This window comes from Pseudoalteromonas sp. B62, assembly GCF_037162565.1.
Classification (GTDB): domain Bacteria; phylum Pseudomonadota; class Gammaproteobacteria; order Enterobacterales; family Alteromonadaceae; genus Pseudoalteromonas; species Pseudoalteromonas fuliginea.
This window is the reverse complement of sequence record NZ_JARLVB010000002.1, coordinates 4,000,715-4,017,391: the sequence shown is the minus strand read 5'-3', so window position 1 is coordinate 4,017,391 and position 16,677 is coordinate 4,000,715. Positions and strand designations below refer to the sequence as shown.

Sequence of the window (16,677 nt, the reverse complement as noted above, 5' to 3'; positions counted from 1 at the left end):
ATCAAAAGTATGCTGCTAGTATACAAGTTAACGTATTACCAGCAGTAGGTTTTATCTGGAGTGATAATAGTTTTAAGTGGTACATCCCACGACTCAATGGGTAACACGTCTACTTTTTGACATTCATGTGCTAAGCCAATAAGTTGTGGTTTTTGCCAATTTTGTTCGTGTAAACGCGCCAGTGTTCTATCATAAAACCCGCCTCCCATTCCTAGGCGATTACCTTGTTTATCAAATGCAACTAACGGCATAAGGAGGTAATCAAGCGCTGCTAATGGGCATATTTGAGAGCAGTTGAGCTTAGGTTCAAAGATACCATAGCGGTTTGCCTTCATGGGTGAGTTTTTTTCATAGCGCTGAAAGAGTAAATTAGTCCCATTGAAGGGGTGAATTACTGGTAGGTAAATGTGGTGATTTAGATTCCATAACTCTTTAATTAACAGTGAGGTATCTAGTTCTCCATCATTACTTAAGTAGATTGCTATATGCTCTGTTTTATTCGTTTTTTTACTTTTTAAATATTGAATAAAATTCATATATAGCGATTGCGCCGCTAAATTTTGTTGATTTTTTGACAAGTTATTACGTATTTCACGGATAGATTTTCTTATCTGCGCACGGTTATTATTCATTTGATGATTTCACTATGCAATTATAAAGAAAATAAGCTAGGAAATGCCAAATATACAGCCAATATAATAAGTAACGTCACGGCTGTTGCTATTAAAGAATATAAAAGCACATTACTGCGTTTTTTAGGTGTGCTTACTGACTCTTCATCAAGCAATAAATCGTCGTCTTGCCAATCGTCATCCTCATCTATTTCAGGATTTTTTGATTGCTCTTCTGGTAAGCGTTGTTCAAGTTCTTCGAGTTTTTCTTCAAGGCGAATTAAGCTACTGGTGATGTAATCAAGGGCATCAAAAATACGTTCATCACGTTGACTGTTTTGAGGCTGCTCAGTTGAGGTATTAGCTGCATTTGAAACTGCCTGCAACTTACTTTTAATGCCCAAACTAGCCAATAGTTTGGCTTGTTTTAGTGCTTTGTCTTTATGGCTCGGTGCAAACAGTGGCTTTCCTTTAAAAAAAGAGCTACTTTTTCTTCTGAGGTTTTTAGTTTATCTGCAAGGTTGATAGATGCAGCGTTACTGTCTATTCCATCAGCAAGTCCAGCAAATATAACGCGAAAATTGTCGGCCATTTAAGTACCCCTAAAGCTTTTTAATAAAAAGAGTATAAACCGAACTCCTTTATAAAGGCATCCATATGTAAAATTAAATTATTTTAACTTATGAGCTACTTTCTGTGCGATCACAAAATAAAGTCTGTGGATTAGGGCTTGTTGGCCTTTCAGGATTGAAATTTGTTCAATCTAGGGGCTGTTTAATCGCGGCGTGAGGTTTGTAAGCTAGTGGGCTCGGTAACGGCTCCTGCGCTGCGCTACTGGCTTACATCCATGTAAGAATAAGTAAAAACCGAGCAACAAAGAGTAAATTGCCTTAATATTTTTATTAATGTACCGTTATTTTAATTAAGTTTGAATTTATTCTGCTATTTATAATACATAAAAAAAGCGCCAATTGGCGCTTTTTTTGTATTTAGATAGTTACCTAACCAATTAAAGGCCAGCTGCTGCGCGAAGTGCTTCAGCTTTATCTGTACGTTCCCAAGGGAATTCGTCACGACCAAAGTGGCCGTAAGCCGCTGTAGGAAGGTAGATAGGGCGCTCTAAATCAAGCATTTGAATTAAGCCGTAAGGGCGCAGGTCAAAATGTTCACGAATAAGCTCAATTAAACGGCTTTCTTCCAGCTTGCTTGTACCAAACGTTTCAACGCTAATAGATGTAGGCTCTGCAACACCAATTGCGTAAGAAACCTGTAGCTCACACTTGTCAGCAAGACCAGCAGCAACAATGTTTTTAGCAACGTAACGTGCAGCGTATGCCGCGCTACGGTCAACTTTTGATGGATCTTTACCAGAGAAAGCACCACCACCGTGACGAGCCATACCACCGTATGTATCTACAATGATTTTACGACCAGTTAAACCACAATCGCCCATTGGTCCGCCAATAACAAAGCGACCTGTTGGGTTAATGAAAAATTTAGTTGCACTAGTAACAAGCTCTGCAGGAAGTACCGGCTTGATGATTGTTTCCATCACAGCTTCTACTAAATCTTTTTGCGAAATGTCTTCGCTGTGCTGAGTAGAAAGCACTACAGCATCAATACCTACAGGTTTGCCATTTTCGTATGCAAAAGTAACTTGAGATTTTGCATCTGGACGTAACCAGTTAAGCTCGCCGCTTTTACGAACCTCAGCTTGGCGCTGTACTAAACGGTGTGAGTAAGTAATTGGAGCAGGCATTAGTACTTCTGTTTCGTTACATGCGTAACCAAACATTAAGCCTTGGTCGCCAGCGCCTTGCTCTTCTGGGCTAGTACGGTCAACACCTTGGTTAATGTCAGGAGACTGTTTACCAATAGTGTTTAAAATTGCACATGAATCGGCATCAAAGCCCATGTCTGAATTTGTGTAGCCAATGTCACGAATTGTTTTACGTGTAATTTCTTCGATATCAACCCATGCGCTAGTCGTGATTTCACCACCAACCATAACCATACCGGTTTTCACGTACGTTTCACACGCTACGCGAGCATGAGAGTCTTGCTCTAGGATAGCATCAAGTACCGCATCAGAGATTTGATCGGCGATTTTATCCGGATGACCTTCAGAAACTGATTCAGAAGTAAATAAATGTTTTGCCATTGTATTTCTGCTCACAAATATTGCGCTTCACAAACGTCGGTATTAGCGCTAAAAAATTAAGGGGCGTATTTTATCGAAAACAAAACACCTTGCATAGTGTTTTTACGCCTAGACGTCTAAATAAAATTACGAATGTCGTTCTGGTCTTAAAAAATATTCATAATGCTCCCTTTTATGGGGTTTTTAATTGCACACCGCCCCCACAATAAGTAAGAATGGTCGGTATAACAGTATTCAATAAACTTGGATACATAAACGAATAATAAATACCCGTGCAAATACACATATAAAGGTAGGAGAATTCATGCCATCTCGCAAAGAACTTGCAAATGCTATTCGCGTCTTGTCAATGGACGCAGTACAAAAGGCCAAATCTGGTCACCCTGGAGCCCCTATGGGCATGGCTGATATCGCAGAAGTATTATGGCGCGATTATCTAAAACACAACCCAACAAATCCAGAGTGGGCTGACCGTGACAGATTTATTCTTTCAAATGGCCACGGTTCAATGCTTATCTATTCTCTATTGCACCTAAGTGGTTACGACTTACCACTGGACGAAATTAAAAACTTCCGTCAAATGCATTCTAAAACACCAGGTCACCCTGAATATGGCTATGCACCAGGAATCGAAACTACTACGGGTCCATTAGGTCAAGGGATCACAAATGCCGTAGGTATGGCCATTGCTGAAAAAGCGCTAGCTGCACAGTTTAACCGTGAAGGTCACGATATTGTTGATCACTTTACCTATGCATTTATGGGCGATGGCTGCCTTATGGAAGGTATTTCTCATGAAGCAGGTTCACTTGCAGGCACATTAGGTCTGGGTAAACTTGTTGCATTTTGGGATGACAACGGCATCTCAATCGATGGCGAAGTTGAAGGTTGGTTTACAGATGACACGCCAGCTCGTTTTAAAGCCTACGGTTGGCATGTAATTAGTGGTGTTGATGGTCACGACAGTGATGCAGTAAGTGCTGCAATTGCAGAAGCAAAAAGCGTTACCGATAAGCCATCACTAATTTGCTGTAAAACAATTATTGGTTACGGCTCACCTAATAAATCTGGTAGCCACGACTGTCACGGTGCACCACTGGGTGATGACGAAATTAAAGCGTCTCGCGAATTTTTAGGTTGGACTGGCGATGCGTTCGAAATTCCTGATGATATTTATGCACAGTGGGATGGCAAAGAAAAAGGTCAACAGCTTGAATCAAGCTGGGACGAAAAATTTGCAGCATACGCAAAAGCATATCCAGAGCTTGCAGCAGAGTACAAACGTCGTATTAATAACGAACTGCCTGGCGATTGGGCTGAAAAATCTCAAGCGTATATTGAGCAATTGCAAGCAAACCCAGCAAACCCAGCGTCTCGTAAAGCATCGCAAAATGCATTAAATGCGTTTGGTCCGTTATTACCAGAATTTATGGGTGGCTCAGCCGATTTAGCAGGCTCAAACCTAACAATTTGGGATGGTTCTAAAGGTTTAACACGCGATGATGCAAGCGGTAACTACATTTATTACGGTGTACGTGAGTTTGGTATGTCGGCCATCATGAATGGTATTGCCCTTCATAAAGGCTTTATTCCTTACGGTGCTACGTTCTTAATGTTTGTTGAATACGCAAAAAATGCCGTACGTATGGCTGCATTAATGAAGCAACCAAGCATTTTTGTATACACGCACGATTCAATTGGTTTAGGTGAAGATGGTCCAACTCACCAACCAGTAGAGCAAATTGCAAGCATGCGTTTAACGCCTAACTTATACAACTGGCGCCCGTGTGACCAAGTTGAGTCGGCAATTGCATGGCAACAAGCTATTGAGCGTAAAGACGGTCCTACATCGTTAATCTTTACTCGCCAAGGTCTTGAGCAACAAGCCCGTGACGCACAGCAATTAAGCGATGTTAAAAAGGGTGGTTACATCCTTAGCTGTGACGGCAACCCTGAGATTATTTTTATTGCAACGGGTTCTGAAGTGCAACTAGCACAAGATTCAGCAAGCGAACTACGCAGCCAAGGTAAAAAGGTACGTGTTGTATCTATGCCATGTACTGATGCCTTTGAAGATCAAAGCGCAGCATACAAAGAAAGCGTATTACCTGCATCAGTTTCACGCCGCGTAGCAGTAGAAGCAGGTATTGCTGACTACTGGTACAAGTACGTTGGTCTAAACGGCGCAGTAGTAGGTATGACGACCTTTGGTGAGTCAGCACCAGCTAATGAGTTGTTTGAACACTTTGGTTTTACAGTGGCAAACATTGTAAGCAAAGCAAACGCGCTTTTTTAATAGTATTTGATTAAATAAAGTAAGTAATTGAAAAGCCCGCACTGTGAAAAAACAGCGCGGGCTTTTTTGTTTGTAGGTCGTGTTTTAGCGCGTTAAAGGTATATCAAAAATATGACGCCATAAATGACGACCTACAATGGAGCAAAAAAGGTGCAATTCAACATTATAATACTGCGTTAAAAACTTTTGCTCTAACAAATAATTTAACGTAGTATTTTAACCCAGACTCATTTACAAGGAAGCAATATGTCTTGGTCTAAACTCAATAAAACTATCAACGCTCATTCTGTTATCCCTCTTGACGCGCTTAGCTGTCGAGATTTTGGTGTTAAACTCCCTATTAACTTCCCATTTAGTAAAGCTAAATTTACCTGCCAAGCTCTCGCTATGCTATCGCAGCTCAATGACTATGATTTAAAAATGGTGTGCGCCGATATCATTCAAATATGCGCTAATCCAAATGCTACAAACTCAATTAAGCATAGCCGTAACCCGTTACGCCGTTTATGGCGGACAAAATATCCATTTCGTAATTATCACTTTTTAATAGAGTACTCGCTTAAAAATAATTTTATAAATTTAGAAGATATACTTTTCGATAGGCAATTGCAGGGAGCAAAAAGTAACTTTGCTGCAGAGCGCACCATGCTTTATGAGGTAAAAAGACGAAGTAACCATACTTATGATAGGGCTATGGGTGAAGAAGAGATAGAAGAAGTCAAAGGTGCATGGGGAAATGTTCCAACAGCGACTACGCAAGTTAATACGCAGCATGCGGCGGTCAATGGTATGCAAAATGAGCTTACCAAAGCCACATGGCTAATGGGCACCCACCTTGATAGAGCCTATGAGGGCGATGGCATAAAAGCTTATACGCTGTTTCATAACCCAACAGATCGACCAAAGCTAGATTTGGTGGAATGTGCGTTTGATAAACGCTTAGGTACTAAATCCCATAACGCTCAACATTTAGCAGCTGTGCTGGCACAAAATAACCAGCAAGGTAAGCAGGTTAAATGGTTAGCACACAGTCAAGGGGCAATCATTTTTTGCGCGGCCCTAGAACACTATCGTATATATTATGGTAAGTCACTTACAGGCCAGCAACTCGCGGTGCATGGCTCAGGCTCAAATATCGAGCGTTTAAAACGCATTGCCCATAGTACCGGATTAAAAGTTGTTGCGGTGCGTAACAATCCCTATGACTTAGTGCCTAACCTAGCTGGCCGTAATGACTTATCGTCAAGCAGTCTTGTACGTTCGATGAAATTTAAGGGCTTAGTTACAGGAGATGATGCTGCAGCAAGCCCACACACTTTGCCATTTTTAGGTCTAGTCACTTACGCTGACCAACTGCAAATGCTTGGCTATAATGACAAGGCCGATGTAGTAAGAAATTTTATTAAAACTCTACCTCATACGGATGCACGGTTATGATCAAATTAGCTAAAGCTTTTTATCGTGGCTTTGTCGGTGGGCCCAACTTTGAAAATTGCGTCCACCATCGCCTCATTTTAGAAGATAAGCTACTTACAATTGATGTACCCAACAGTAATGTTGCCGCAGTTCAAAAGCCTATGGATATTTCATTTCCATATAATTCAAAGGTTTGGTTTAACCAGCATAAAAAAATTATCTATATCATGAATACGTTCATATGCTTACTAAAAATTGGATGTACTTACCGCCAGTAAGCTATTTGCCCAGTAATGAGTATGGCATGCTTAGTTGCCAACTAAGGATTAAACAAACCCAAAAAATAAATGTACAGGACTTTGAGCAACTCAAGCATTTTGTAATTGAATCATACGATAACTTCCATTGGGGACCTGATGGTGACAACACTAAAATTAAAAATGATACTACGTTAGAATCGAGTAAAAGAGCAAACCCATGGGTAGGTGAAGCTCTGAAAGAAGAAATATCAGGGCGGATTGAGGTTTACGGTCAACCGCCATTACCGGCGGCTAAAGAGATAATTATTAATAATCGCCAGTGGGTGTTTTACAAAGAGTGCAGAGGTAATGTTCTTTCTCGCCACGATTTTTATTGTTTACCATTAAGTGAACATGCTTTTTTAGAGATAAAATTTAACCATCGTGTTGATCGCTCTGATAAGCATAAAAAATGGGCTAAGCATGCACTTGAATCACAACAGCGGATTATGGAATCAATTAAGCTCAGTAATTTACCCCCGATCACGATAATTTAATTGCTGATAATTCTAAAAGTGTTTAATTTAGCTAAGGCTTTTTACCGTGGCTTTATTGGCGGGCCCAATTTTGAAAATTGTGTTCACCATCGCCTTATTTTAGAAGACAGACTACTCACTCTCGATGTACCGGATAGCAATGTCGCAGCTGTACCATCTACCATTGATGTGTCGTTTCCCTATAATTCAACCAGCTGGTTTAAACAACATAAAAAAAACTATTTACACCATGAATACGTGCATATGCTTACTGAAAACTGGATGTACTTGCCACCAGTAAGCTATTTGCCAAGTAGTGAGTATGGCATGCTTAGTTGTCAACTAAGGATTAAACAAACCAATAAAATCAATGTGCTTGATATCAGCCTATTAAAACATTTTGTAATTGATGAGTACGATGACTTTCATTGGGCCCCAGATGGAAAAAACACTAAAATCAAAAATGATACCACCTTAGAATCGAGTAAGAGAGCAAATCCTTGGCAGGGGGAAGCTTTAAAAGAAGAAATTTTAGGTCGTATTGAATCTTATGGAAAGCCGCCATTGCCTGCCGCTAAAGAGGCTGTGATTAATAACTGCCAATGGGTGTTTTATCAAGTAAAAAGGAATAATGCTCTCTCTCGCCATGATTTTTATTGCTTGCCACTGAGTGAACATGCTTTTTTGGAAGTAAAGTTTAATCATCGCGTTGACCGCTCAGATAAACATAAAAAATGGGCTAAGCATGCGCTTGAATCACAACAGCGAATTATGGAATCAATAAAGCTCAGTGATTTACCTCCAGATCACGATAATTTAATTGCTGATAATTCTAAAAGTGTTTAATTTAGCTAAGGCTTTTTACCGTGGTTTTATTGGCGGGCCCAATTTTGAAAATTGCATCTACTATCGCTTTATTTTAGAAGGTAAGCTATTAACCCTTGATATGCCTAGTAGTAATGTTGCTGCTGTACCTTCTACAATTGATGTCTCATTTCCCTATAATTCAACAAGTTGGTTTAATCAGCACAAGGAAGATTATTTCCACCACGTATATGTACATATGCTTACTAAAAACTGGATGTACTTGCCACCAGTAAGCTATTTACCAAGTAGTGAGTATGGCATGCTTAGTTGCCAACTAAGGATTAAACAAACTAATGAAATCAATGTACTGGATACCGTGCAATTAAAGCGTTTTGTGATTGAATCATACGATAACTTCCATTGGGGACCTGATGGCAGAAATACCGAAGTTAAAAATGATACCACGTTAGAATCCAGTAAAAGAGCAAACCCTTGGGAAGGTGAGGCACTGAAAGAAGAAATTTTAGGGCGTATTGAGACTCGAGGATATCCACCACTACCAGCAGCCAAAGAAGTTATATTTAACAATTGCCAGTGGGTGTTCTACCAAGTAAAAAGAAATAATAGCCTCTCTCGTCAAGATTTTTATTGTTTGCCATTAAGTGAACATGCTTTTTTAGAGGTTGAATTTAATCATCGTATTGATCGCTCTGATAAGCATAAAAAATGGGCTAAGCATGCACTTGAATCACAACAGCGGATTATGGAATCAATAAAGCTCAGTGATTTACCTCCAGAACACGATAATTTAATTACTGATAACTCGCAGGGTTTTTAACTTTCTCAAAGCCCGCCTTTAATAAAAGAGTTACTTTTAAAAGCCAGAAATATGCACACCTACAAGTAGTTGTTCCCAAAGTTAAGGAGCGTTATTTGTAGACGTAGAGCTTGCTCACGTGAGAGGCGTAGCTTCTAATTATTTAACATATCCTCTAAAAGCTAATATTCAATAAAAATAAGTTGTTGTTTGCCGTTATGATATTTTGACTTAATGTTTTTCGCTCCACTTCCTTGCAAGCTCATTATGTATCAGGCAATGTGACCGCAATTAAATATAAAAATTAGCAGGAGCTAAAAATGCCAAAGTTCGATAACGTAAGTGTAGTAAAAAAAGCCAATGTATATTTTGACGGAAAAGTATCGAGCCGCACCGTTATTTTAGGTGATGGCGAAGCGAAAACGTTAGGCTTTATGCAACCAGGTGAGTTTGTTTTTGATACAAACCAAAAAGAGTGCATGGAGCTTTTAGCGGGCCAATGGGATATTTTATTACCAGGTGCAAGTGAGTGGAAAACATTTAACGCGGGTGAATCGTTTAATGTTGATGCAAATGTAAGCTTTAAAGTAAAAGTATCTGATTTTGCTGACTACTGTTGTTCGTACACAGATTAACCAATCTTAGTTTAAGTTAAGTAGACGTCTGAAAGCCCATGTACAATGGGCTTTGCATAAACTTTGCACAACGCATGATTTAAATCACCAAAAGCCGCAAATAAACCTCAAATATCTCTCTTTTTCCTTGTGTTAATCTAAATAGCCCCCAATACTATTTATGAGGTAACAAATAAAAGGATACCCTATGAAAATTAATCTTTCTGGTCACCATGTTGAAGTTACTGACTCTATTAGAGAGCACATCAACGAAAAATTTTCAAAAATCGAGAGCCACTTTCCATCGCTTATTGCACTCGATATTATTTTGTCTAAAGAGCATCATAAAATCCAAGCTGAAATTAGCACTAATTACGAAGGCACGCGCATATCGGTAAAAGGGGAAAACGAAGTTATGTACCCTGCCATTGCAAGTGCAGCTAAAAAACTCGATGCGGCACTAAAACATCGAAAAGGGCAGATAAAAGCAAACCTACACGAAAAGCCTGTTAGCACGACACCTGAAATCGCACACGAGATCATCCAAGAGATGGATCTTAAATAAAATTTAGTTCCAAAGTATTATAAAAAAGAGCCGTATGGCTCTTTTTTATTGCCTGTAATTTAGGTAAGTTATGCGTTCTTGCAGTTTATTAATCAAAAGAATTAATAAAAGCAGCGTACAACACACATATTTTGAGAAATTAATGCACACAACAAAAGCAGTATGGAAGTCTCGACTAGGTGCGCTTGGACCTGGAATACTCATGGCAACAGCCGCTATTGGCGGTTCTCACTTAGTTGCCTCTACGCAAGCTGGAGCAATATTTGGTTGGCAACTATTTTGGCTAATCCTTGTTGTTAATGTTTTAAAGTACCCGTTTTTTCGCTTTGGTATGGAATACACACTCGCGACTAAAAATAGCCTAGTGGAAGGGTATAAAAGCAAAGGCCCGTTTTATTTTTACAGCTTTATCGGTTTAAACATTGTAGCTGCTGTAGTTAATACCGCCGGTGTATTGCTGCTTACAGCAAGTTTGCTACATTACGCTCTACCTGTGGTTATTGAAGTAACCTTGCTTTGTTGGATGCTGCTAGGCGTATGTTTAGTTATATTGCTACTTGGGCACTTTAAAGCGCTAGATAACGTTGCCAAAGGCATTATGGGGCTGCTGACGCTCGCTACTTTGATTGCCCTTGCCATTGCATTTAGTAACGGCCCAATGGCACCTGCTGATTACATAGGGCCTTCACCGTATGAACTTGCCATGCTTAGCTTTATGGTGGCTTTAATGGGCTGGATGCCAGCCCCTATCGAAATATCTGCATTAAGTTCTTTATGGCTAAAAGAAAAACAAGCGCAACAAACAGTGTCTAAAAGCCAAGGCTTGTTCGATTTTAACGTAGGTTACTGGCTTACAGCAGGCTTAGCCTTAGTATTTTTTAGCTTAGGTGTATTAGTGCAGTACGGGCAAACCAGTAGTATAGAACTCGGTGGTGTCGCGTTTGCCAAGCAGCTTATTGATATGTACGCATTAACAATAGGCGAGTGGGCAAGGCCGTTTGTATCAGCAATCGCCTTTTTATGTATGTTTGGCACTACACTCACCGTGCTAGATGGCTACGCCCGCACGCTTAACGAGTCTCATAAGCTACTTGGATTTAAGCAATCAAAACACAGTCTAAATATTTGGTTAATACTGCAAGCACTTGCCGGTATGGCGGTTATTTTATTTTTTAAATCAGCCCTTGGCCCTATGCTTACGTTTGCGATGACGCTTTCATTTGTTACAACACCTGTTTTTGCATGGCTTAACTTTAGCTTAGTGCGCTCAGAGCCAGCTATAAAGCACAGCGTGTTACTGCGCAGCTTAACGTGGCTAGGCTTAGTGTATTTAATAGGCTTTGCTGTTGCGTTTGTAGTATGGAAACTAGCGGCCTAAATATAGCTATTTACTTTAGGGTTTTAAATAAAGCCTAAAGCATTAAATTCTAGAATTAAACGAGGTATAAATGGATATTCGAGTAGGTGAGCTTTCAAACCCAGAAGTTATAAAATTACTACAAGCGCATCATAACGATATGTTAAAACACTCACCCGTTGAGAGCGTACATGCACTTGATGTGAGCAAACTCACTCAGCCCGATATAACTTTTTATAGCTTATGGATTGATAATAATTTAGCGGGTGTTGGCGCTTTAAATGCACTAAATGCGACCGAAGGCGAAATTAAATCAATGCGCACCTCAAGCAACTATTTACGCCAAGGCATAGCGGCTAAGTTACTTACGCACATTATTGAGCAATCAACACTGCGAGGTTACAAAAAGCTAAGTTTAGAGACCGGCACGGCAAAGGCATTTTTGCCCGCACAAAAGCTTTACACTCAGTTTGGTTTTAAAAAATGCGAACCCTTTGGTGATTATGAGTTAGATCCTTACAGCTTGTTTATGAGTAAAGCGCTTTAGCTAAAGCAAGAGATACCTGCGCCAATCGTTTAAAATCTTTAATTGAATTTATACGCTATCTGCGTATACTTTAATGTATGAAAAGCCTATTTGTTGAATCAAACATATTCGAAAAGTACCGAGAGTTGTACTTGAGTGATGACGAGTATCGTTTATTTCAAGCAGATCTAATGGTTAACCCAAAACAGGGCGATGTTATTCAAGGAACAGGCGGCTTACGTAAAATACGAGTTGCGAGCAAAGGAAAGGGTAAGCGTGGTGGTTCAAGAGTTATATATTATTACTTGGACGATAAAAGACGTTTTTATTTGCTCACTATTTACAGTAAAAACGAAGTCACCGATTTAACAGCAGATCAGAAAAAGCAATTAAAAGAATTCTTAGAGGTGTGGCGCAATGAGCAAACGTGATTTATTTTCAGAATTAACTACAGCACTTGTGGACGCTAAAGCGCATTCACAAGGTAAGCTTACGTTACGTTCTCATGCAGTAAAGGATATCAACGATCTTGCTATCTCACCTGATGAAATAGTAAATATTCGAGAAACATTTAATATGTCGCGCGGTGTATTTGCAAACATTCTACATACATCAGCAAGAACGCTCGAAAACTGGGAACAAGGACGCAGCGCACCGAATGGGCAAGCGATAACTTTGCTAAAGCTTGTACAGCGTCATCCTGAGACATTGAACCATATAGCTGAGTTATAGAGCTTCGCACACTTTGAGATATGAAATAGATTTGAACAAGAGGGTAGGCAATAAATGGATGTTTCTGGCTTTTTAACTTTATTCGCGGTGCTAGCTGCAATAATCACCTTATTACCTGAAGATAAAAAATTAGAATTATCACTTAATCTTAAATCAAAAGTTACGTGTTCCATTTTTCTATTATTTTGTTCGTTTTCTACTTATTTCCTGCTTTATGATGTTTTTTCTGCTTGGGGAATAATAATACCTTTAAAATGGATAAAAGGCTTTGATCAAGAAAGTGCTTTACTGCTTATTTCGATTCTTTTTCTGGGGTATATCTTTAAATTGATTTTAGCTAAATCAATCAGAGAAAATCAGATACCTCACCTTATTGATGCAATTTCAAATGATATTAAATACGAACAAAAAATGAGCCTCATTGACTCCTTATTAAATAGAAATCTTTGTACTTTGAAACGTTATTTGATTAAGGAAACTTTATTTAAATCACTAAGGGTAAAGTTATTAAATCAAGATATATCAAACTACTTTAACGAACCATTGATTGCCCTCACCAATGAGCAGCCTAAACAAGAGTCATTGAGTGCCAAAAACTTTTTCAAGTACCACTTTCTTATAGTTCCCTTAACTAAATTTGAGCAACTTAGTAGATTAAGCAGCAGGCAAGAAAAATTAATTGAAGTACTGAAAAAAGAATTTTTCACCTCTAGAGTTAAAGCTCATATCCTGAAAAATAATCCTAGAGTTGCATTCGAACTCATTTCACTTACTGGAAATGACTTTTCAGAAGAGGATATTGAAATATTAATAAGTTCTTCACACTTTAAACATGAGTTAGAGACTTTCTTTGAAGATTACTATTTTTATGAAAATATTCTTGGATTTTCTCCTTTATTAGATGAGTCTATTGGAAATGCTGGTTTTATTGATAAATCTAAGTTTTTTGATCGGCTAGAAAGTATAGTAAAAACGTATATTTTAAATAACAAAAATCAACTTGTTGAGGCACATGAGTACATACCAAATGACTCATTTATAAAGCAAACACGATTAAATTTTTATATAGACTGCGTATTCCATTCTTCAGTTGAAGTAAGCAAAAAAGAACAATCATTTTCTTCTCGACATCCTAGCTGGGTACTAACAAAAATTGTAGAGCAATTGATTGAACTCTCTAACGAAAATGCAGCGAAGGTTCAAAAAATTGTGAATTCGAAAGCAGAGCTGGCTATTTCATATTTGAGATATTAAATAGCCAAATTAAAGTATTTGAACATATTTTTGAAAGCAAAAGCACTCAAAGCTACGATAATATACTGGAATCTATGGGGCATTCGTTTTATAAAATTTTCAAAGATTCTAATTCAGAAGTAATAAAAACATTTTCATTTGAACTTTTAGCAAGGGTATTTGTTAAATCCGAACAAAATGTTCAAATACTAGAAAGCTCGATTTATGGAGTTTATGGAAATGGCTTTAAATCATGTTTATTAGATTTTAGTATTTTAAAACCACTTTCCGTAAATAGTGGGAAAGGTTTTAACTGGGATATACTATCTAATAATCTGGTGAATTATTACTCAGAAAACGAATGTGTATAACAAAATCATATAGCTCAACTACTTCTAAGCACTATAGATTTAGAAGTAGTTGCTAATTTATTTTAACTCAGCTCTTTTATCGCTCTACTTATCCCATCTAAGCTCAGTGCATACATGCGGTTGTTCATTAACTCTTTTATAAAGCCAATCGATTGATAGTACGGCCAGTGTTCAACGGGTTGTGGGTTGAGCCAGGCGACTTTATCAAAGTGGTTTGTTATACGTTGTAACCATGCACTGCCGGGCTCTTCATTGTAGTGTTCTACGGAGCCGCCAGGGTAGGCTATTTCGTATGGGCCCATAGTGGCATCGCCAACAAATATTACTTTATAGTCGCTGGTAAATTTATTAATCAGCGTCATGGTGTCAATCACGTTTGAATGGCGGCGTGCGTTGTCTTGCCAAACGTGCTCGTATAAACAGTTATGAAAGTAGTAAAACTCTAGGTGTTTAAATTCGCTGTGAGCGGCGCTAAATAGCTCTTCGCAGGTGTGGATATAGTCATCCATTGAGCCGCCAATATCAAACAGCATCAATACTTTTACTGCATTGTGGCGTTCGGGTGCCATTTTTACATCAAGCATGCCGCCTTGCTTTGCAGTAGCGCGAATAGTCTCGTTTAAATCAAGCGTGTCGCTTGCGCCAGTGCGGGCAAACTTTCGTAACTTTTTAAGGGCGAGTTTAACTGTGCGCGAACTAATTTCTCTGTCGGTGTCGAGGTTTTTGTATTCTCGTTTATCCCACACTTTTACCGCTTGGCGGTTACGGTTGCCGTCTTGTCCTATACGCACGCCTTCTGGGTTATAGCCGTAGGCGCCAAAAGGTGATGTGCCACCAGTGCCCACCCATTTATTGCCGCCAGCGTGGCGTTTTTGTTGCTCTTCTAATCGCTCTTTTAGGGTTTTCATAAGCTCATCGAGCCCGCCCATAGCTTTAAGTTGGGCTTTTTCTTCATCGCTTAGGTTTTTTTCAAACTCTTTACGTAGCCAGTCTTCAGGTAAGTTGTGCTGTTGCTTTAAACTTTCGAGTAAATCAAGGTCGGCAATACCGCTAAAGTAGTCACTAAAGGCTTTGTCGAAACGGTCAAAGTGCGTTTCGTCTTTTACCATTATGGTGCGCGCTAAATGGTAAAACGCGTCTACGTCGGCAAATATAACGCCTTTTTTTAAGGCGTTAATTAAATCGAGTAACTCACGCAGGCTTACCGGTAAGCGGTATTCACGCAGTTTGAAAAAAACTGTACTAACATGTTAGCGACGACTCATAAACGCGAGTTTTTCGATTAGGCTTATGTCTTGCTCATTTTTGAGTAATGCGCCAAACATTGGCATTAAACCGCCTTTTTTAGCTTTATCGTGCAGTGTTTTGGCGTCTATGTCTTCAGCCATTAAAAGCTTTAACCAGTCGAGTAATTCGCTGGTGGATGGCTTTTTTAAGGCCGTTTGCTTCGCGCAGGTTAAAAAACACCTCAAGTGCTTGGCGTACTAAATCTTGTTTAACGTTAGGGTAGTGCACGTCAATAATTTGCTGCATTTCGTCGCTGCTAGGAAAATCAATATAATGAAAAAGCAGCGGCGTAAAAATGCGTCCGGCAATTCTTTTTCGTTATTTGATGTGATGATTACAATAGGGCGCTCTTTTGCGACAATGCGCTCGTTAGTTTCGTAAACATGAAACTCCATTTTATCAAGCTCAAGTAGTAAGTCGTTTGGAAACTCTATGTCGGCTTTGTCTATTTCATCAATTAAAAGCACTGGGCGTTTACCGTTGAGCTCTGCATATGTAAATGCCTGCCAAAGCTTACCTTTAACGATGTAGTTACTAATGTTGTGTACGCGCTCGTCACCTAGTTGGCTGTCGCGCAGGCGCGAAACCGCGTCGTACTCGTATAAACCTTGCTGCGCTTTAGTGGTCGATTTTATATGCCACTGAATAAGTGTGGTATCTAAACTTTTAGCCAACTCCTCAGCCAGCATGGTTTTACCTGTGCCAGGTTCTCCTTTAATTAAAAGTGGTTTTTCGAGCATAATGGCAGCATTTACAGCTTGTTTAAGCGCGCTACTCGCTATGTAATTGTCAGTTGAATTAAATTGCACGGTGTACCCTTGTCTGGTCTGAGCAGTAAGTTATTTTGTTATAATGCCATAGTTAAGCAGCAGGTCCAATATAAGCAAAACGCGGTATAGTTTTACCGTCTTTTTCAACAGTTTCTAAAAACATGCTTAATGGGCGCGCCCATATACCAAATTCACCATAAAGTGCTTGGTAAATAACAAGATGCTCCTCAGTTTCGCTATGTGTGGCAACGTGAGTAACTTTATATTGCGGGCCTTTGTAGTGTTGGTATATGCCTGGTTTTAGGGAAAGTGGTTTTATTGCTGTAGTCATGTTTTGAT

Annotated in this window: 20 protein-coding genes and 1 pseudogene; 14 read left to right on the top strand and 7 right to left on the bottom strand. The window is 39.2% G+C overall.

What is annotated here, in order from left to right:
* Window positions 1-35 precede the first annotated feature (35 nt).
* From P4S71_RS22715 to metK, 3 genes and pseudogenes are all read right to left on the bottom strand, one after another.
* On the bottom strand, window positions 36-632 hold the full coding sequence (locus tag P4S71_RS22715) for a 5-formyltetrahydrofolate cyclo-ligase (RefSeq protein ID WP_337151582.1): 597 nt from the start codon (window positions 630-632) through the stop codon (window positions 36-38).
* Between the two features lie 20 nt (window positions 633-652).
* A pseudogene (locus P4S71_RS22710) lies at window positions 653-1,203 on the bottom strand (hypothetical protein).
* A gap of 417 nt (window positions 1,204-1,620) precedes the next feature.
* Complete coding sequence (gene metK, locus P4S71_RS22705; RefSeq protein WP_337151581.1) at window positions 1,621-2,772, bottom strand: methionine adenosyltransferase; 1,152 nt, start codon at window positions 2,770-2,772, stop codon at window positions 1,621-1,623.
* 304 nt (window positions 2,773-3,076) lie between these two features.
* Between metK and tkt the strand changes: the two genes are divergently transcribed.
* The 14 genes from tkt (at window position 3,077) to P4S71_RS22635 (ending at window position 14,281) form a co-directional block, all read left to right on the top strand.
* Window positions 3,077-5,068, top strand: coding sequence for a transketolase (tkt, locus tag P4S71_RS22700; protein WP_337151580.1), 1,992 nt, complete (start codon window positions 3,077-3,079; stop codon window positions 5,066-5,068).
* A 246-nt stretch (window positions 5,069-5,314) separates the two neighbouring features.
* Entirely contained in the window at window positions 5,315-6,505 is a 1,191-nt protein-coding gene (locus tag P4S71_RS22695; protein ID WP_337151579.1) for a hypothetical protein, read from the top strand.
* Window positions 6,502-6,762, top strand: coding sequence for a hypothetical protein (locus P4S71_RS22690; RefSeq protein ID WP_337151578.1), 261 nt, complete (start codon window positions 6,502-6,504; stop codon window positions 6,760-6,762). Before P4S71_RS22695 ends, P4S71_RS22690 begins: the two co-directional genes overlap by 4 nt.
* Window positions 6,726-7,280: a hypothetical protein gene (locus tag P4S71_RS22685; protein ID WP_337151577.1), complete on the top strand. Its 555-nt coding sequence runs from the start codon at window positions 6,726-6,728 to the stop codon at window positions 7,278-7,280. Before P4S71_RS22690 ends, P4S71_RS22685 begins: the two co-directional genes overlap by 37 nt.
* Entirely contained in the window at window positions 7,281-8,105 is an 825-nt protein-coding gene (locus P4S71_RS22680; RefSeq protein ID WP_337151576.1) for a hypothetical protein, read from the top strand. It abuts the gene before it with no gap.
* Window positions 8,080-8,904, top strand: coding sequence for a hypothetical protein (locus P4S71_RS22675; protein ID WP_337151575.1), 825 nt, complete (start codon window positions 8,080-8,082; stop codon window positions 8,902-8,904). Before P4S71_RS22680 ends, P4S71_RS22675 begins: the two co-directional genes overlap by 26 nt.
* A 299-nt stretch (window positions 8,905-9,203) precedes the next feature.
* A complete protein-coding gene (gene ppnP / locus P4S71_RS22670; protein WP_002958974.1) occupies window positions 9,204-9,518 on the top strand; it encodes a pyrimidine/purine nucleoside phosphorylase in 315 nt (104 codons plus the stop codon).
* Window positions 9,519-9,705: 187 nt separating this feature from the next.
* On the top strand, window positions 9,706-10,062 hold the full coding sequence (hpf, locus tag P4S71_RS22665) for a ribosome hibernation-promoting factor, HPF/YfiA family (RefSeq protein ID WP_007376058.1): 357 nt from the start codon (window positions 9,706-9,708) through the stop codon (window positions 10,060-10,062).
* A gap of 202 nt (window positions 10,063-10,264) precedes the next feature.
* Window positions 10,265-11,440, top strand: coding sequence for an NRAMP family divalent metal transporter (locus P4S71_RS22660; RefSeq protein ID WP_337151665.1), 1,176 nt, complete (start codon window positions 10,265-10,267; stop codon window positions 11,438-11,440).
* A 70-nt stretch (window positions 11,441-11,510) separates the two neighbouring features.
* Window positions 11,511-11,966, top strand: coding sequence for a GNAT family N-acetyltransferase (locus P4S71_RS22655; RefSeq protein ID WP_337151574.1), 456 nt, complete (start codon window positions 11,511-11,513; stop codon window positions 11,964-11,966).
* Between the two features lie 77 nt (window positions 11,967-12,043).
* Window positions 12,044-12,376 carry a type II toxin-antitoxin system RelE/ParE family toxin gene (locus P4S71_RS22650; protein WP_039486712.1) on the top strand — a complete coding sequence of 111 codons (333 nt, stop codon included), beginning with the start codon at window positions 12,044-12,046 and terminating at the stop codon, window positions 12,374-12,376.
* Complete coding sequence (locus tag P4S71_RS22645; protein ID WP_039486714.1) at window positions 12,363-12,677, top strand: helix-turn-helix domain-containing protein; 315 nt, start codon at window positions 12,363-12,365, stop codon at window positions 12,675-12,677. The genes P4S71_RS22650 and P4S71_RS22645 overlap by 14 nt, the downstream gene beginning before the upstream one ends.
* Window positions 12,678-12,731: 54 nt before the next feature.
* The gene (locus P4S71_RS22640) at window positions 12,732-13,931 is read left to right on the top strand and encodes a hypothetical protein (RefSeq protein ID WP_337151573.1); all 1,200 of its coding nucleotides are present in this window, start codon (window positions 12,732-12,734) and stop codon (window positions 13,929-13,931) included.
* A gap of 74 nt (window positions 13,932-14,005) precedes the next feature.
* Entirely contained in the window at window positions 14,006-14,281 is a 276-nt protein-coding gene (locus P4S71_RS22635; protein ID WP_337151572.1) for a hypothetical protein, read from the top strand.
* A 62-nt stretch (window positions 14,282-14,343) separates the two neighbouring features.
* On the opposite strand, the gene P4S71_RS22630 is transcribed toward P4S71_RS22635, so the two are convergent.
* The 4 genes from P4S71_RS22630 to P4S71_RS22615 all read right to left on the bottom strand — a co-directional run bounded on the left by P4S71_RS22630 (window position 14,344) and on the right by P4S71_RS22615 (window position 16,669).
* Window positions 14,344-15,507 carry a vWA domain-containing protein gene (locus P4S71_RS22630; RefSeq protein WP_337151664.1) on the bottom strand — a complete coding sequence of 388 codons (1,164 nt, stop codon included), beginning with the start codon at window positions 15,505-15,507 and terminating at the stop codon, window positions 14,344-14,346.
* Window positions 15,508-15,531: 24 nt separating this feature from the next.
* The gene (locus tag P4S71_RS22625; protein ID WP_337151571.1) at window positions 15,532-15,669 is read right to left on the bottom strand and encodes a hypothetical protein; all 138 of its coding nucleotides are present in this window, start codon (window positions 15,667-15,669) and stop codon (window positions 15,532-15,534) included.
* A gap of 96 nt (window positions 15,670-15,765) precedes the next feature.
* Window positions 15,766-16,377, bottom strand: coding sequence for an AAA family ATPase (locus P4S71_RS22620; RefSeq protein WP_337151570.1), 612 nt, complete (start codon window positions 16,375-16,377; stop codon window positions 15,766-15,768).
* Window positions 16,378-16,429: 52 nt separating this feature from the next.
* Window positions 16,430-16,669 (bottom strand): DUF1653 domain-containing protein, encoded by a 240-nt coding sequence (locus P4S71_RS22615; RefSeq protein ID WP_337151569.1) that lies wholly within the window; start codon window positions 16,667-16,669, stop codon window positions 16,430-16,432.
* Between the last annotated feature and the right edge of the window lie 8 nt (window positions 16,670-16,677).

Excerpts from the sequence above, each read along its gene's own strand:
- P4S71_RS22715 (WP_337151582.1), bottom strand. The coding sequence starts at position 632 with ATGAATAATAACCGTGCGCAGATAAGAAAATCTATCCGTGAAATACGT.
- metK (WP_337151581.1), bottom strand. The coding sequence starts at position 2,772 with ATGGCAAAACATTTATTTACTTCTGAATCAGTTTCTGAAGGTCATCCG.
- tkt (WP_337151580.1), top strand. The coding sequence starts at position 3,077 with ATGCCATCTCGCAAAGAACTTGCAAATGCTATTCGCGTCTTGTCAATG.
- P4S71_RS22695 (WP_337151579.1), top strand. The coding sequence starts at position 5,315 with ATGTCTTGGTCTAAACTCAATAAAACTATCAACGCTCATTCTGTTATC.
- P4S71_RS22690 (WP_337151578.1), top strand. The coding sequence starts at position 6,502 with ATGATCAAATTAGCTAAAGCTTTTTATCGTGGCTTTGTCGGTGGGCCC.
- P4S71_RS22685 (WP_337151577.1), top strand. The coding sequence starts at position 6,726 with ATGCTTACTAAAAATTGGATGTACTTACCGCCAGTAAGCTATTTGCCC.
- ppnP (WP_002958974.1), top strand. The coding sequence starts at position 9,204 with ATGCCAAAGTTCGATAACGTAAGTGTAGTAAAAAAAGCCAATGTATAT.
- hpf (WP_007376058.1), top strand. The coding sequence starts at position 9,706 with ATGAAAATTAATCTTTCTGGTCACCATGTTGAAGTTACTGACTCTATT.
- P4S71_RS22660 (WP_337151665.1), top strand. The coding sequence starts at position 10,265 with ATGGCAACAGCCGCTATTGGCGGTTCTCACTTAGTTGCCTCTACGCAA.
- P4S71_RS22655 (WP_337151574.1), top strand. The coding sequence starts at position 11,511 with ATGGATATTCGAGTAGGTGAGCTTTCAAACCCAGAAGTTATAAAATTA.
- P4S71_RS22650 (WP_039486712.1), top strand. The coding sequence starts at position 12,044 with ATGAAAAGCCTATTTGTTGAATCAAACATATTCGAAAAGTACCGAGAG.
- P4S71_RS22645 (WP_039486714.1), top strand. The coding sequence starts at position 12,363 with ATGAGCAAACGTGATTTATTTTCAGAATTAACTACAGCACTTGTGGAC.
- P4S71_RS22640 (WP_337151573.1), top strand. The coding sequence starts at position 12,732 with ATGGATGTTTCTGGCTTTTTAACTTTATTCGCGGTGCTAGCTGCAATA.
- P4S71_RS22635 (WP_337151572.1), top strand. The coding sequence starts at position 14,006 with ATGGGGCATTCGTTTTATAAAATTTTCAAAGATTCTAATTCAGAAGTA.
- P4S71_RS22625 (WP_337151571.1), bottom strand. The coding sequence starts at position 15,669 with ATGGCTGAAGACATAGACGCCAAAACACTGCACGATAAAGCTAAAAAA.
- P4S71_RS22615 (WP_337151569.1), bottom strand. The coding sequence starts at position 16,669 with ATGACTACAGCAATAAAACCACTTTCCCTAAAACCAGGCATATACCAA.